The organism is Corynebacterium sp. HMSC074C03 (assembly GCF_001838285.1).
In the GTDB taxonomy this organism is placed as follows: Bacteria; Actinomycetota; Actinomycetes; order Mycobacteriales; family Mycobacteriaceae; genus Corynebacterium; species Corynebacterium amycolatum.
Genome location: NZ_KV836238.1, coordinates 17,690 through 32,198, shown reverse-complemented (window position 1 = coordinate 32,198; position 14,509 = coordinate 17,690). Strand labels below are relative to the sequence as shown.

General features: G+C 58.6%; 10 protein-coding genes. 6 read left to right on the top strand and 4 right to left on the bottom strand.

Annotation, left to right across the window (positions count from 1 at the left end; genetic code table 11):
* Positions 1 to 16 precede the first annotated feature (16 nt).
* Positions 17 to 901 carry a hypothetical protein gene (locus HMPREF2847_RS07700; protein ID WP_246821985.1) on the top strand — a complete coding sequence of 295 codons (885 nt, stop codon included), beginning with the start codon at positions 17 to 19 and terminating at the stop codon, positions 899 to 901.
* A 15-nt stretch (positions 902 to 916) separates the two neighbouring features.
* Here HMPREF2847_RS07700 and ilvD read toward each other — a convergent pair whose 3' ends face one another.
* The 3 genes from ilvD to HMPREF2847_RS07685 all read right to left on the bottom strand — a co-directional run bounded on the left by ilvD (position 917) and on the right by HMPREF2847_RS07685 (position 5,157).
* Complete coding sequence (gene ilvD / locus HMPREF2847_RS07695) at positions 917 to 2,761, bottom strand: dihydroxy-acid dehydratase (protein ID WP_070852031.1); 1,845 nt, start codon at positions 2,759 to 2,761, stop codon at positions 917 to 919.
* A 134-nt stretch (positions 2,762 to 2,895) separates the two neighbouring features.
* Positions 2,896 to 3,444 carry a PH domain-containing protein gene (locus tag HMPREF2847_RS07690; RefSeq protein WP_070437865.1) on the bottom strand — a complete coding sequence of 183 codons (549 nt, stop codon included), beginning with the start codon at positions 3,442 to 3,444 and terminating at the stop codon, positions 2,896 to 2,898.
* A 57-nt stretch (positions 3,445 to 3,501) separates the two neighbouring features.
* Positions 3,502 to 5,157, bottom strand: a complete 1,656-nt coding sequence (locus HMPREF2847_RS07685; protein ID WP_070852081.1) for a mechanosensitive ion channel family protein — start codon at positions 5,155 to 5,157, stop codon at positions 3,502 to 3,504.
* A gap of 360 nt (positions 5,158 to 5,517) precedes the next feature.
* On the opposite strand from HMPREF2847_RS07685, the gene HMPREF2847_RS07680 reads away from it, so the two are divergent.
* From HMPREF2847_RS07680 to serA, 5 genes are all read left to right on the top strand, one after another.
* Positions 5,518 to 7,428 (top strand): acetolactate synthase large subunit, encoded by a 1,911-nt coding sequence (locus tag HMPREF2847_RS07680; RefSeq protein ID WP_070852030.1) that lies wholly within the window; start codon positions 5,518 to 5,520, stop codon positions 7,426 to 7,428.
* 34 nt (positions 7,429 to 7,462) lie between these two features.
* Positions 7,463 to 7,966 carry an acetolactate synthase small subunit gene (ilvN, locus tag HMPREF2847_RS07675; RefSeq protein ID WP_070549665.1) on the top strand — a complete coding sequence of 168 codons (504 nt, stop codon included), beginning with the start codon at positions 7,463 to 7,465 and terminating at the stop codon, positions 7,964 to 7,966.
* Positions 7,967 to 8,019: 53 nt separating this feature from the next.
* Positions 8,020 to 9,036, top strand: a complete 1,017-nt coding sequence (gene ilvC / locus HMPREF2847_RS07670) for a ketol-acid reductoisomerase (protein WP_038628558.1) — start codon at positions 8,020 to 8,022, stop codon at positions 9,034 to 9,036.
* 281 nt (positions 9,037 to 9,317) lie between these two features.
* Positions 9,318 to 11,042: a hypothetical protein gene (locus HMPREF2847_RS07665; RefSeq protein ID WP_070852029.1), complete on the top strand. Its 1,725-nt coding sequence runs from the start codon at positions 9,318 to 9,320 to the stop codon at positions 11,040 to 11,042.
* Between the two features lie 239 nt (positions 11,043 to 11,281).
* A complete protein-coding gene (gene serA / locus HMPREF2847_RS07660; RefSeq protein ID WP_070852028.1) occupies positions 11,282 to 12,877 on the top strand; it encodes a phosphoglycerate dehydrogenase in 1,596 nt (531 codons plus the stop codon).
* 99 nt (positions 12,878 to 12,976) lie between these two features.
* On the opposite strand, the gene HMPREF2847_RS07655 is transcribed toward serA, so the two are convergent.
* The gene (locus tag HMPREF2847_RS07655; protein ID WP_070852027.1) at positions 12,977 to 14,479 is read right to left on the bottom strand and encodes an acetyl-CoA hydrolase/transferase family protein; all 1,503 of its coding nucleotides are present in this window, start codon (positions 14,477 to 14,479) and stop codon (positions 12,977 to 12,979) included.
* Between the last annotated feature and the right edge of the window lie 30 nt (positions 14,480 to 14,509).

The following is a 14,509-nucleotide window of genomic DNA, read 5'->3' as shown; positions in this document are numbered from 1 at the left end:
GGGTACAATGCCCCCTATGCCAAAGTCGAGACACGCACTAAAGACCACCCTCGCGGTGGTCTTTTTCATGTCGTCGATAGGCGCGGCAACGTCGATCCACTCACCGTCGACAGCTGCTGCCGACGAGCACAGTGAGGTTGCAGCCTCCGTCTCGTCGGCAAGCGTCTGGCCGACACATCAGGTGAGTCTGCCACGCATGGACCTCAACGCCGAAGGGTTGATTGAGACTGACCCACGCACGCAAATGGCGGTGAGCTACGAACCGGTGGGCGTGGGGTACAGCAGCCAGGCATCGCAACGCCCGCTGCCGGCGCTATCCCTGATTAAGTTGTATATCGGTCAGTATGTGCTCGAGCACGGCACTGCCGACGATGCCGAGCGCGTCGAAAAGATGATTTCGCGTTCCGACGACGATTTGGCAGCCGACTTCTACCGGAAGTACCCGGAATCGGTCGATTCCATTGCGACCGAGTACGGCCTGTTCAACACCTCCGGCGGAGAAAAGTGGGGAGTATCGAGGACCACCGCGGAAGATGTGGTGTCTTTTATTTCCCAGCTTCGTCTGAAGCATCCTAATTCTGAGGTGCTTGAGGCGATGCGACACTGGTCGCCGATTGCTGCCGATGGCTATCGACAGAATTTTGGTCTTGCCGGCCTGCCCGGTTCTGAAGGCGCGAAGATGGGCTGGTCCAACCGGCGTTCGTGGCACTCTTCCGTTGTTTTTGGCCCCGGATATGTAATGGCGGCCATTACCGAGGGCGGCAAATATGCACATACCGAGGACGTCGCTGAGGGGATTGCTGACGTCGAGTACCGGGATTTGGTGAAGCCCACGCGGAAGACTGGGCGCAAAGCTACCCTAGAAACGCCAAAGGCCCGTGCGGTAAGCACAGGCCTTTAAGCGGATTTGATCTAGCTAGTCGACAATGCGGACCGCGCCCTTATCCGCACTGGACGCCATCTTGGCGTATGCGCGCAGCGCCTTGGACACCTTGCGCGGACGCGGCTTGTGCGGAGTAAACGGCTTGTCGCGCTTGAGCTCCTCATCGCGGCGAGCGGCCAGCTCCTCGTCGGACACCTGAATTTCGAGGCGTCGTTCAGCGACATCGATGTACACCGGGTCGCCGTTGCGGACGAGACCGATTGCACCGCCGGCAGCGGCCTCCGGGGAAACGTGGCCGATAGACAGTCCGGAGGAACCGCCGGAGAAGCGACCATCGGTGACCAGTGCACAGACCTTACCCAGGCCAGCGCCCTTGATGAATGCGGTCGGGTGCAGCATCTCCTGCATGCCCGGGCCGCCGGAAGGACCCTCGTAGATGACAAAGAGAACTTCGCCCGGCTGCAAGGTGCGGTTCAAGATGACCGAGACAGCCTCTTCCTGGCTCTCTACGACACGAGCGGTGCCTTCGAAGTGGAACTGATCCTCGCCGATACCCGCGGTCTTCAGGACAGCACCGTCTTCGGCGATGTTGCCGCGCAGGACACACAGACCGCCTTCCTTCGTGTAGGCGTGGTCGAAGTCGCGGATGCAGCCATTTACGGAGTCCGTATCCAGGCTCTCCCAGCGGTTGGACGTGGAGAATGGCTCGGTGGTGCGGACACCGCCAGGGGCTGCGTGGAACAGTTCAATCGCTTCGTCAGTGGCCTTGCCGCCGCGGATATCCCAGTTGTCCAGGTGTTCCTCCAGAGATGGGGAGTGAACGGAGCGGACATTCATTTGCAGCAGGCCCGCGCGGCGCAGTTCGCCGAGGATGGCTGGGATACCGCCGGCGCGGTGGACGTCCTCCATGTAGTAGTCCGAGTTCGGTGCCACCTTGGACAGACAAGGCACGCGGCGGGAAATGGCGTCGATGTCAGAGAGATCGAAGTCGATCTCGCCCTCCTGTGCGGCAGCGAGAATGTGCAGCACGGTGTTGGTGGAACCGCCCATGGCCACGTCGAGCGTCATTGCGTTGACAAAGGCATCGCGGTTGGCGATGTTGCGCGGCAGCACGGACTCGTCACCATCGTGGTAGTAGCTCTTCGCCAGGTCCACAATCAGTTCACCGGCGCGGGTGAACAAATCGCGACGGGCCTGCTGAGTCGCCAAGGTAGAACCGTTGCCCGGCAGGGACAGCCCGAGGGCCTCGGTCAGGCAGTTCATCGAGTTTGCGGTGAACATACCCGAGCACGATCCGCAGGTTGGGCACGCCGAGCGCTCGATGTCGAGTAGGTTTTTGTCATCGACCTTGTCGTTTGCGGATGCAGAAATAGCTGAGATGAGGTCAGAGCCGGGCTTGACGACGCCATCGATAACAACCGAAGATCCAGATTCCATCGGCCCGCCGGAAACGAAGACCACCGGGATATTCAGACGCAGAGCCGCATTGAGCATGCCCGGCGTGATCTTGTCACAGTTGGAAATACAGACCAATGCGTCAGCGGTGTGAGCGTTGACCATGTACTCCACAGAGTCAGCAATAATCTCACGGGACGGCAGCGAGTAGAGCATGCCGTCGTGCCCCATCGCAATTCCGTCATCGACAGCAATGGTGTTGAACTCACGGGGGACACCGCCTGCTGCGGTCACAGCTTCTGCGACGATGTCGCCAACGTCCTTCAGGTGCACGTGCCCCGGAACGAACTGAGTGTAAGAGTTTGCAATTGCGATAATCGGCTTGCCGAAGTCGCTATCGGTCATGCCAGTTGCGCGCCATAGGGAACGCGCACCTGCAGCGTTACGGCCGGCAGTGGTGACTTTAGAGCGAAGGGGAATCATGGGGGCTGCCCTTCCTAGATAGGGTGCAAGGTAATTAATTATCCATATTAATCACAAAAAGCCCCTAATGTCTCATTTCGTGGTCACTAGTGTCCGCATAATGAGATTTAGGGGCTTTGTGGACTGCTTATATGTTACTCGGCAGTGGTGTCACTTTTAGGCTTGGCACCTTTGGCTTTAGCGCTTTTAGCCTTGGCATCGGCCTCAACCTCACTGACCTTCTTCATTACCGAGTAGCCATCGCGGTCGAAAACCTCGACCTTGTCATTTTCCGCCATGCGAGCCGAAGCAATCGGATCTGGAATCAGACCGCCGGTGGCTTCCTTCAACTCCGGTAGCGAATTAAAAGAGATGGCCGGCAGGGCGATGCGCTCATCGGACTTGGTCACTGCAAAGGCGCGACCGCCCTTGTTGAAGAAGATGCCCGCAAATTCGCTCCAGGGCACCGAGCGGCGCTTGGCCAATAGGTACACCGCGGTGATACCGCGTGGTCCCACAGTGGTGCGTACTCGGAAAATCCAAAGCGTATAAATCAACGGTGCCAGGAAGGTAACGGCCAGCCACGGGGCAAAACCGGTGGCAATTACACACAGCACGAGCATGAACGCAACGATGAACAGATGCGTCTTCTGTGGGCGAAATCGCTGCGTCGCAATTTTTGGCTGTGGAGTCGAGTCAGTCATGGCCTTTGATTGTAGCGGGTAGTTCGGATTCGCCAATGCACGGTGGGCGGTTGCGCGTTATTGCGTATCAGCGGAGTTCGGTTCCGCGTTGTTAGTGGAGTCTGTCGACTGTGATCCGCCAGAGCTCTCGTTGTCGGTGTTGCTCTGATCAGAGTCCGGCTCGGTGGAGGTGGCGGTCGAAGGTGCGCGGTTCTGCGTGCTCTGAGGCTGCTGTGAAGTCTCGGACGGCTGATTCTGTGGCGTCTGAGTCTGCTGCGAAGTCTCGGTGGGCTGCACACTCTGTGTAGTGCTAGTCGGCTGGTTCGATGACTGCGGAGCTGACGACTCTTCCGGGTCCTCTTCCTGTGTCGTTACCCGATCGCTCCACCTGCTCGGTGCCAACCATCCAGATGGGCCGTCCTCAGTTTCGACTGTCATCAGGTTCAAAACGAAGAGAATCAGTAAGGTTACCAAGAGCACAATCGTCGAAACGCGAGCGCGTCCACCTGCGGAGAGGATTCGACGAACCTTCTGGCGCGTCGTGAGTGTCTTCCAGTCAGGGTGGCTAGCCAGTTTGCGGATGACATTGTTGCTTCCGCTGTCTTCCTGCTCGCGTCGGGCATCATCGAGGTTGGCACCTGCATGTGGCAGGTCGGATCGCTCGTTCCCGACTTGCTTGTCGACGGTCTGAGTTTCCATCAGCTTGGTTTCTGCGGTATCCGGCTGGACAGTAGTGTTCGCTACCGCTTCGACAATTTCGGTTGGAGCACTGTCGCCGTCGTCAAGCTGTTGTCTTTGTTCCTGCTTGGCATCGGCCTGTCTGAGCTGTTCGATCATCGTGTCATCACGGACGTGGCCGGTGATTTCTTCGGCGGGGGCAAACGGAGTCTGTTGGGCGCGCTCGCCGTAGTCATCCCACCAAGTGTCGATGACTGCGGCGCGGATGGCGCGCTCGATGAGCCATTGGTCGCCCGGTTTGCAGTCGACAATCAAGCGCATAGTGACGGTCCACGGCAGGCCCATAACCGTTGGCGGATTGAGTTCCGTGGAGGACTGCAGCTTGATCTCGGAGAGAACTGCATCCTTGACGGAGTCCAGTGCGATTGCACGCTTGGCGGCGGCGACAGTGCGCTCTTCCAAATCCTTAATGGAGCCACCGGCGGTCATCGGTACGGGAACTTCAACAACAGCACGGGACCACTGTGAGGAGTAGTTGATACACATACGTGCCTCGGAGTTCGGCACGATGATTTCCTCGCCGTTAAGGGTTCGGATGGTGGTGGCGCGCAATGTCATATTGACCACGTCACCCTGCACGGTCCCCGAAGGGGCGTGGAACTCAACCCAGTCGCCAATGCCGTACTGCTTCTCGGCAATGATGAACAGTCCGCCAAGGAAGTCGGCGATGACTCCCTGTGCGCCAAAACCAACAGCGGCGGAAACGACCGTCGCGGGGATAGCGGCGGCGGTCAGTGAGATTCCGAATTTCGACAGAATCGCGATGATTAAGACGAAGTATGCAATGACTTCGACGATGTAAACCACAGCGCCAATCAGTGCGCGCCGTCCCTTGGACTGCTCCTCTGAAGAGGAGATGTTTCCGTCCGCAATTGCCAGAACGAAACGTCGGATACGGGGAACAAGAATTAGCAGAATGGCCAGACATGCGATGGCAAGGCCGTTATTGGCCACCCATTGCCATGTCCGTAACAACATGTATTGCAAAAATTCCATGCCATCCACTGTAGGTAGTTCGCCTTAATGTGCGCTGAGTTTAAAGGTAAAGAATCATGCATACAGACGAGCTGTGGAATTGAGGTTTGCGGGGCTCGGGTGCGTAGGGCTCGGGTGTGCAGGTTTGGGTGTCCCCGGCGTCGTGGTCGGGAAGTTTCTGGGTAGGGTAATTCCCAAAGTAGGGGTGGGGTTCCCGTTGGAATCGGGTGGGTGCTCGGGGTGTTAAACGGGCGGGGCGTCCAATTGGCGGGATTGACTTCTCACTATGTGGACGTTATGGTTGTAGCCAACGCCACATTCGTAGCTTCTTCGCGTGAATGTGAGTTGAGTAGTTGCCCACCATGACCCAGGAGCGAAATCGTGAACGCGCACGAGCAGCACACCCCATCGCCCGCCCAATTCGCGGCTAAGGCGCGCACCAGCGCCCCCGAGCGAATTTCTGGTGCACAAGCCATAGTCCGATCCCTTGAAGAGCTTGGTGTTGAGGTAGCCTTCGGCATTCCCGGTGGTGCAGTGCTTCCGCTCTACGATCCGATTTATGACTCGGAAAAGCTCCGCCACGTTCTCGTGCGCCACGAGCAGGGAGCTGGCCACGCTGCCACTGGTTACGCGCAGGTTTCCGGCAAGGTCGGTGTCTGTATCGCGACCTCCGGCCCAGGTGCTACTAACCTGGTGACCCCGCTCGCGGATGCTCAGATGGACTCTGTTCCGGTTGTCGCTATCACCGGTCAGGTCGGTCGCCCGCTGCTGGGTACTGACGCTTTCCAGGAGGCTGACATCCGTGGTGTGACCATGCCGATTACTAAGCACAACTTCATGGTCACCGAAGCTGAGGACATCCCGCGCGCGCTCGCTGAGGCATTCCACCTGGCTTCTTCTGGTCGTCCAGGCCCGGTTCTGGTTGATGTCCCGAAGGACCTCCAGAATACGATGATTGACTTCACCTGGCCGCCGGAGATTGAACTGCCGGGCTACCGTCCTGTGGCGACTCCGCACCAGCGTCAGATTGACGAGGCCGCTGAGATGATTGCTGCAGCCAAGCGTCCGGTGCTCTACATCGGTGGTGGCGTCATTAAGGCTGATGCTTCCAAGGAGCTGATCGAGCTCGCCGAGCAGACTGGAGTTCCGGTTGTGACCACGCTGATGGCTCGCGGCGCATTCCCGGACTCGCATCCGCTACATATGGGTATGCCGGGCATGCACGGCAAGGTTTCCGCCGTCGCTGCTCTACAGAAGTCCGACCTGCTCATCACTATCGGCGCGCGTTTCGACGACCGTGTTACCGGTGATCTGAATTCCTTCGCGCCGAACGCGAAGGTTATCCACGCAGACATTGACCCGGCAGAGATTGGCAAGCTCCGCGAAGTTGACGTTCCCATCGTCGGTGATGCCCGTGAGGTCCTTGCCGCACTTAGCGAGTCCTACACCAAGCTCGGTCTTAGCCGCCCGCTGATTGCCGACTGGCTGAAGCTTCTCGACGGTCTCCGCGACGAGTTCCCCCTCGGGTGGGAAGAGCCCACTGATGGCGCAATCGCTCCGCAGTTTGTAATTCAGACTTTGTCCGACATCGTTGGCCCGGAGGCCATCTATGCCGCTGGCGTCGGCCAGCACCAGATGTGGGCAGCGCAGTTCGTCCAGTACGAGCGCCCGCGCACCTGGCTTAACTCCGGTGGTGCCGGCACGATGGGCTACGCAATTCCGGCTGCGATGGGTGCCAAGGCGGCTGCTCCAGAAAAGGAAGTCTGGGCCATTGATGGTGACGGTTGCTTCCAGATGACCAATCAGGAGTTGACCACCTGTGCAATGGAAGGTTTCCCCATCAAGGTTGCCTTGATTAACAACGGAAACCTGGGCATGGTTCGTCAGTGGCAGACGCTGTTCTACGATCAGCGCTACTCCAACACCAAGCTGCGCCCGGAGGACAACTCCTACCTGCCGGACTTCGTCCAGCTCTCCGAGGGGCTTGGCTGCGTGGCGATTCGCGTGACCAAGAAGGAAGATGTCGCGGCCGCGATTAAGAAGGCACGCGAGATTAATGACCGACCGGTGGTTATTGACTTCATTGTCGGTGAAGATGCTCAGGTGTGGCCGATGGTGGCAGCTGGCAAATCCAATGATGAGGTTGAATATGCCCGTGGTCTGCGCCCGCTGTTCAACGATGAAAACTCAGCGGCCGAGACCCCGGCTGACATCCACGGCACCGTTGTGGACAACGCCGAGGACGCCGCGAAGCAGCCCGACGCTAACCACCCGTCCATGAAGACCCGCTAATCGGGATCCGAAGCAACAGGAAGTGAGTCCCAAAATGGCTGAACTGCACACTCTATCCGTGTTGACCCTCGATGAGCCGGGTATTCTGGTCCGCATTGCGGGCATGTTCACCCGCCGAGGTTTCAGCATCCAGTCGATTACCTCAGGTGAAACTGAGACCGAGGGAGTCAACCGCATCACTGTCGTGGTTGAGACGGAGACGCTGCCGATCGAACAGATCACTAAGCAGCTCAACAAGCTGGTGCCCGTGCTGAAGGTGGTCCGCCAACCCCCAGAGACCTTGGTGTCGCGCGGACTGCTAATGGTGAAGGTTTCCTGCGACAACACCAACCGTCCGCAGGTCGTCGATGCCGCCAATCTCTTCCGTGCCCGCGTGGTGGACGTCTCTCAAGAGTCTGTCATCATTGAGGCGACGGGTGAGCGCTCGAAGCTTGTAGCCCTGCTGGAGGTCCTCGAGCCGTTTGGTATCCGTGAGCTCATTCAGTCCGGTACCGTCGCAATGGCACGCGGGCCGAAGCCGATGCTCCAGCCCCGCTAACAACTAAACGCTAAAATTTTTAACGAATCCGATTTGAAAAGAGGCTAATTTTAATGGCTATTGAACTGCTGTACGACGACGATGCTGATCTGTCCATCATCCAGGGACGTAAGGTTGCCATCCTGGGCTACGGTTCCCAGGGCCACGCTCACGCTCAGAACCTGCGCGAGTCCGGTGTCGAGGTTGTTATCGGTCTGCGTGAAGGCTCCAAGTCCGCTGTGAAGGCCCAGGAAGCTGGCTTCGAGGTTAAGTCCAACGCAGATGCCGCTGCATGGGCAGACGTCATTATGGTGCTGGTTCCGGACACCACCCAGGCAAAGGTTTACAGCGAGGACATCGAGCCGAATCTGAAGGACGGCGACGCGCTGTTCTTCGGCCACGGTCTGAACATCCACTTCGACCTCATCAAGCCGGCTGACAACATCACCGTCGGTATGGTTGCTCCGAAGGGCCCGGGTCACCTGGTTCGTCGTCAGTTCGTCGATGGCAAGGGCGTTCCGTGCCTGATTGCCGTTGACCAGGACCCGAAGGGCGAGGGCCGCGACCTGGCTCTGTCCTACGCTGCAGCTATCGGTGGCGCCCGCGCTGGCGTTATCCCGACCACCTTCGAGGCAGAAACTGTGACCGACCTCTTCGGTGAGCAGGCTGTTCTCTGTGGCGGCACCGAGGAACTGGTCAAGGTCGGTTTCGAGGTTCTGGTTGAAGCTGGTTACGAGCCGGAGATGGCATACTTCGAGTGCCTGCACGAGCTGAAGCTGATTGTTGACCTGATGTTCGAGGGCGGTATTGCCAACATGAACTACTCGGTCTCCGACACCGCTGAGTTCGGTGGCTACCTGTCTGGCCCACGCGTTATTACCGCTGATACCAAGCAGCACATGCGCGAGATTCTGTCTGACATTCAGGACGGCACCTTCACCAAGCGCCTGATTGCCAACGTCGAGGGCGGCAACAAGGAGCTCGAGGACCTGCGCGCTTCCTACAACAACCACCAGATTGAAGAGGTCGGCTCCAAGCTGCGCGACCTGATGAGCTGGGTTAAGGTCGACGCTCGCGCTGAGACCGCCTAAGTTTGTTGCTTAAGCGAATCCTTCGCTTGTTCACGAAGTAGGGCTTCATCACTGAGCTTCACCGCCGTGATGAGGCCCTTTTCGTATCTCTCTTACTCGTTTTCTTTCACTGAAACGTGTGGGGTAGACGGGTGGGATAAACGTCTGAGATAAAAGCAACTACGGCCAAACGGGTGTAGCCCCAGTCGTATCCGGGGTTCTAATCTGGGTTGAAGGGTCTCCCTCAGCAAAGACGTTCGATAGTCTAATCGTTGAAAACGAATCATTTCACGGAGGTAAATGTGCGAGTATCCGCAATGGCGCGGCGCGTGACGGCAACCGTTGCTCTGACGGCCAGTCTGGCGCTGGGGTCGAGCGCCCTGGTCGCGTGTGGTAATTCCGACAGCGCTGTTTCCACGAAGAAGGTGGACGGTGAGTCGACGGTGCTTAGCGACGACATCGCAGCGTCGGAAAGCCTGATCGACAGTTCGGAAGCAGTTGTCGTTTCCTCGGCTGGTGCAGCTGAGCAGCGTCGGGCGGCAGGCATTGCGGTTGCTGCTGGGCTGCCGATGCTGGTGGCTGGTTCTGTCGAAGATGCGGAAGATGACAGTACCGCCAAGAGTCCGAAGAAGGACGCTCGTGGCCACGATACTGGCGCTGATATCGCCGATGTGGAAAAAGAGATCGATCGCCTGGGCGCAAAGACAGTCCTTACAGTGGGGGCAGTTGACCTGACCGGGGGAGAGGGGCGTCAGGTTATTGCAGATCCGGGTACGACCGATGGCCTCAAGGAGCTTGTCGGTACTGAATTCAAGGTTCTCAAAGAGACGGAGTCGAAGCCGACTCGTGCTGTCGTTGAGATGGATCCGGAGAAGCCGACTGTCGTCAAGGGTGACGCAACGAAGGATGGGGGCGCCAACCAGGAGGCTCAGGATCGCGCCAGCGATGGGCAGGATGACAAGGGGCAGGAGAGCATCACCCTGCCGAAGGGATCACCGAAGGAGGTTAAGGACAAGTTGGCATTGGCTGCACCGGGTACCGGCCTGGCTTCCATTGCTACTGCTCGAGCAGCTGGCCTGAAGGTCAGTTGGCTGCCGGTGGGCGACGCGCGTGCTACCTCTGAGTCGATTTCGGCTGCTCGTGACGGTGAGTCCCTGATTGCTCTGGGTAAGGTTTTCGGCGATAAGGACAAGTTCGATCAGTCCATCGAGCTGGCCAAGGATGACAAGGTCAAGGAGCTGCCGGGTGGAGGCACGCTGCTGTTCCCCGGTCGTCATCTGATTGCAACGTATGGTCACCCAGGTGTCGCTCCGTTGGGTGTGATGGGCGAGGATGATCCGGAGGATGCCGTCGCCCGCGCGAAGGACTACGTCAAGCAGTACGAGAAGTTCGCCGATGACCCGGTACTGCCGGCCTTCGAGATTATTGCTTCGGTCGCACAGGCTGACCCGGGCCCGCGTGGTGACTACTCCGAGCCGGCTCCGGTTGAGACTCTGAAGCCGTACGTCGAGGCCATGACCAAGGCCGGCGGCTACGTCATCATCGACTTGCAGCCAGGTAGCGCAGACTTCCTGGACCAGGCCAAGTTCTACGAGGAACTGCTGAAGATGCCAAACGTCGGTCTGGCGCTGGATCCGGAGTGGAAGATGGAACCGGGGCAGGTTCCGGCGACCCAGGTTGGTCACGTTAAGGCTGAAGAAGTAAACCGCGTTGCTGATTGGCTGGCTGAGCTGACTCGTAAGAACAACCTTCCGCAGAAGATGCTGATGCTGCACCAGTTCCAGCTACAGATGATTCGCGACCGCGAGACGCTGGATCTGTCGCATCCGGAGCTCGCATTCGTTCTGCATGCCGACGGCCACGGTAGCCCGCAGGAAAAGTTTGAGACCTGGAATGTCATGCTGCAGGATTTGCAGCCGGAGATTTTCGAGGCGTGGAAGAACTTCATCGACGAGGACCAGCCGATGTTTACTCCTGAGGAGACCATGAACATTGAGCCGCGTCCCTGGTTGGTTACGTACCAGTAGGTTATAGACCAGCAGAAATAAAAATATAACGCGAAAGATTTTGCCGACTTGAATGTCGGGGGCAACGGCGCTTACTCCCTAAACAAAGGGTAGTAAGCGCCGTTTTGCTTAGGTAAGTCCCCCCGTGCCTCACCCCCAGAGTTTATGATGAGACGTAATGCGCGTGCACGCTTTAGTAGTTTTCTTAAGTGACACCGCACATACTGCATAAATTTTTCGAGACAAACCAGGAGATGCTTGTGAGCCAGAACGCTCGCCCCGTTGTCCTCATCGCCGACAAGCTGGCACAGTCCACAGTGGACGCATTGGGGGATTCTGTTGAGGTCCGTTGGGTAGATGGCCCGAACCGCGCTGAGCTCCTGGCTGCGGTTGGTGACGCTGACGCACTGCTCGTCCGCTCTGCTACCACCGTGGATCAGGAAGTCCTCGAGGCTGCTCCGAATCTGAAGATTGTCGGCCGCGCCGGCGTTGGCCTGGATAACGTCGACATCGATACCGCTACCAAGCGCGGCGTCATGGTTGTCAACGCTCCGACCTCCAATATTCACTCTGCATGTGAGCACGCAATCGCACTGCTGCTGGCCACCGCTCGCCAGCTGCCGGCTGCGGACGCGTCCCTGCGTGAGGGGGAGTGGAAGCGCTCTTCCTTCAAGGGCGTCGAAATCTTCGGCAAGACCGTCGGTATCGTCGGTTTCGGTCACATCGGCCAGCTGTTTGCGCAGCGTCTCGCTGCTTTTGAGACCAACATCATTGCGTACGATCCGTACGCGAACCCGGCCCGTGCTGCTCAGCTCGGTGTTGAGCTGGTTGAGCTGGAAGACCTGATGGCTCGCGCTGATTTCGTGACCATCCACCTGCCAAAGACCAAGGAAACCGCTGGCATGTTCGATGCTGAGCTCCTGGGCAAGGCCAAGAAGGGGCAGATCATCATCAACGCTGCCCGCGGCGGTCTCGTCGACGAGCAGGCGCTTGCCGACGCGATTAAGGCTGGCAACATCCGCGGTGCTGGCTTCGACGTGTACGCGACCGAGCCGTGCACGGATTCCCCGCTGTTTGGCCTGCCGGAAACTGTTTGTGCTCCGCACCTGGGCGCCTCCACCGTTGAGGCTCAGGACCGCGCCGGTACCGATGTCGCTAAGTCCGTACTGCTGGCACTGGCTGGCGAGTTCGTTCCGGATGCCGTCAACGTTTCCGGTGGCGCTGTTGGCGAAGAGGTGGCCCTGTGGCTCGAGCTGGCTCGTGAGCTGGGTCTGGTTGCTGGTGGTCTGCTGGAGGGCGCTCCGGCCGCTGTTGAGGTCACCGCTCGCGGTGAGCTGCACACTGAGGACGTTAACGTTCTGGGGATGGCAGCAATCCGTGGACTGTTCTCCCTCATGGTGGAAGAGCCTGTCACTTTCGTTAACGCTCCGCGTATTGCAGAAGAGCGGGGTGTGACCTTCACTGTCGAGACTGAGCCGGAGTCCGTCTCCCACCGCTCCGTCCTCGAGGTCAAGGTCATCGGCGCTGATGGCTCCACCGCTACCGTCGTTGGTGCTCTCACTGGCCTGAACCGCGTTGAGAAGATTGTTCGTATCAATGGGCGCGGCATCGACATGCGTGCTCAGGGCCGTAACCTCTTCCTGCTGTACAAGGACGTTCCGGGTGCTCTGGGCCGCGTAGCTACCACCCTGGGGGAGTCCGGTATCAACATCGAGGCTGCTGCTCTGTCTCCGCAGGAAGCAGATCAGACTGCCATCCTGGTGCTGCGTGTTTCCAAGGAGGTTCCGGAGGAGCTCGTCGAAAAGATTGCCGAGGAAATCTCCGCTTCCCACGCTCTGCAGCTTGAATTGGACTAGTTTTGAGCGCCTAGGCGTTTTAGAGCTACTTCCTAGCCTATGAAAAATCCCCTCCAACCGGAGGGGTTTTTTTTGTTTGCCTGCTAGGTTTTACAAGCCTTAGCCCTTCATCGAGCCCTTCTCAATCATGTTGACGTGGAAGTCGAAGGCAGTGCGCAGATCGTGCGGGGTCGACATACCCGGAGCGGTCTTCAGCGCGCGCTCGTAGTACTCCTCCAGCAGTGGCTGGTACTCCGGGTGTGCAACGGAAATCATCTTAGCCACGCGGTCACGCGGTGCCAGGCCACGCAGGTCAGCGAAACCGCGCTCGGTGATGATGACCATGGCGTCGTGCTCGGTGTGGTCAATGTGCGAAGCGAACGGAACGATAGTCGAAATCGCACCGTCCTTCGCCAGCGACGGCGAGATGAACGAGGAAACGAAGGCGTTACGGGTGAAGTCACCGGATCCACCGATGCCGTTCATCATGCGGCTGCCGTTGATGTGGGTGGAGTTGACGTTGCCGTAGATGTCGGCCTCAATCATGCCGTTGGTGGCAATCAGACCAACACGGCGGACAACCTCCGGGTGGTTGGAGATCTGCTGCGGGCGCAGGATGATGTTCTTGCGGTAGCGAGCAGCCTCGTTGTTCATGCGCTCGGCTGCTTCCGGAGACAGGGAGAACGAGGTAGCCGAAGCGACGGTCATCTTACCTGCGTCAATCAGGTCAATCATGCCGTCCTGAATAACCTCGGTGTAGGCCTTGATGTTCTCGAACTTGGAGTCCAACAGACCCGCCATCACAGCGTTCGGCACGTTACCGACGCCCGACTGCATGATGTACTGGTCGTAAGCCAGGCGACCCGCGCGAACTTCGCCCTCGAGGAAATCGAGGAAGTGGCCAGCAATGGCCTTCGAGGTCTCATCCAACGGCTTGAACGGGGAGTTGCGGTCCGGCGCGTTGGTCTCGACAACTGCGACAACCTTGTCCAGGTTGATGTCGATGTAAGGGGTACCAATGCGATCACCCGGGGCATTGATCGGCACCGGCGTGCGGTTAGGCAGGTGCTGAATGCGGTAGATGTCGTGCATGCCCTCGAGTTCCTCGGACTGCCACGAGTTGATCTCAATGATGATCTTGTCAGCGTTGTCCATCCACTCGACGTTGTTGCCAACGCTTGACGACGGAATGAGGTGTCCATCTTCCGTAATACGAGTGACCTCTACAATTGCGGCGTCAATCGGCAGGAAGCCCTGCTCGATGTACAGCGCGGAGTGGGAGAGATGGATGTCCTGGTACTTTGCCTTGCCGGAGTTGATGGACTTACGCAGTGCCGGATCTCCCTGGTACGGCATGCGGTAGCGGATGATGTCAGCTTCTGCCATCACGCCGTCACAGTCCGGGGCGGTGGAAGCGCCGGTGTAGATGTCGACAGCGAATTCTTCACCCTTGGCGTGGAGTTCCTTGCCGCGGTTTGCCAGCGCAGTCGGCAGAGCCTTCGGGTAGCCAGCACCGGTGAAGCCAGAGATGCCGAGGGCATCACCGTGATTGATAAACTGTGCCGCCTCGTCGGCGGTCATTACTTTGCCGCGCAAACCGGCATGTGCGATGCGATCAGACATGTCATCTCCTAGATTGACTGTTCGACTTTA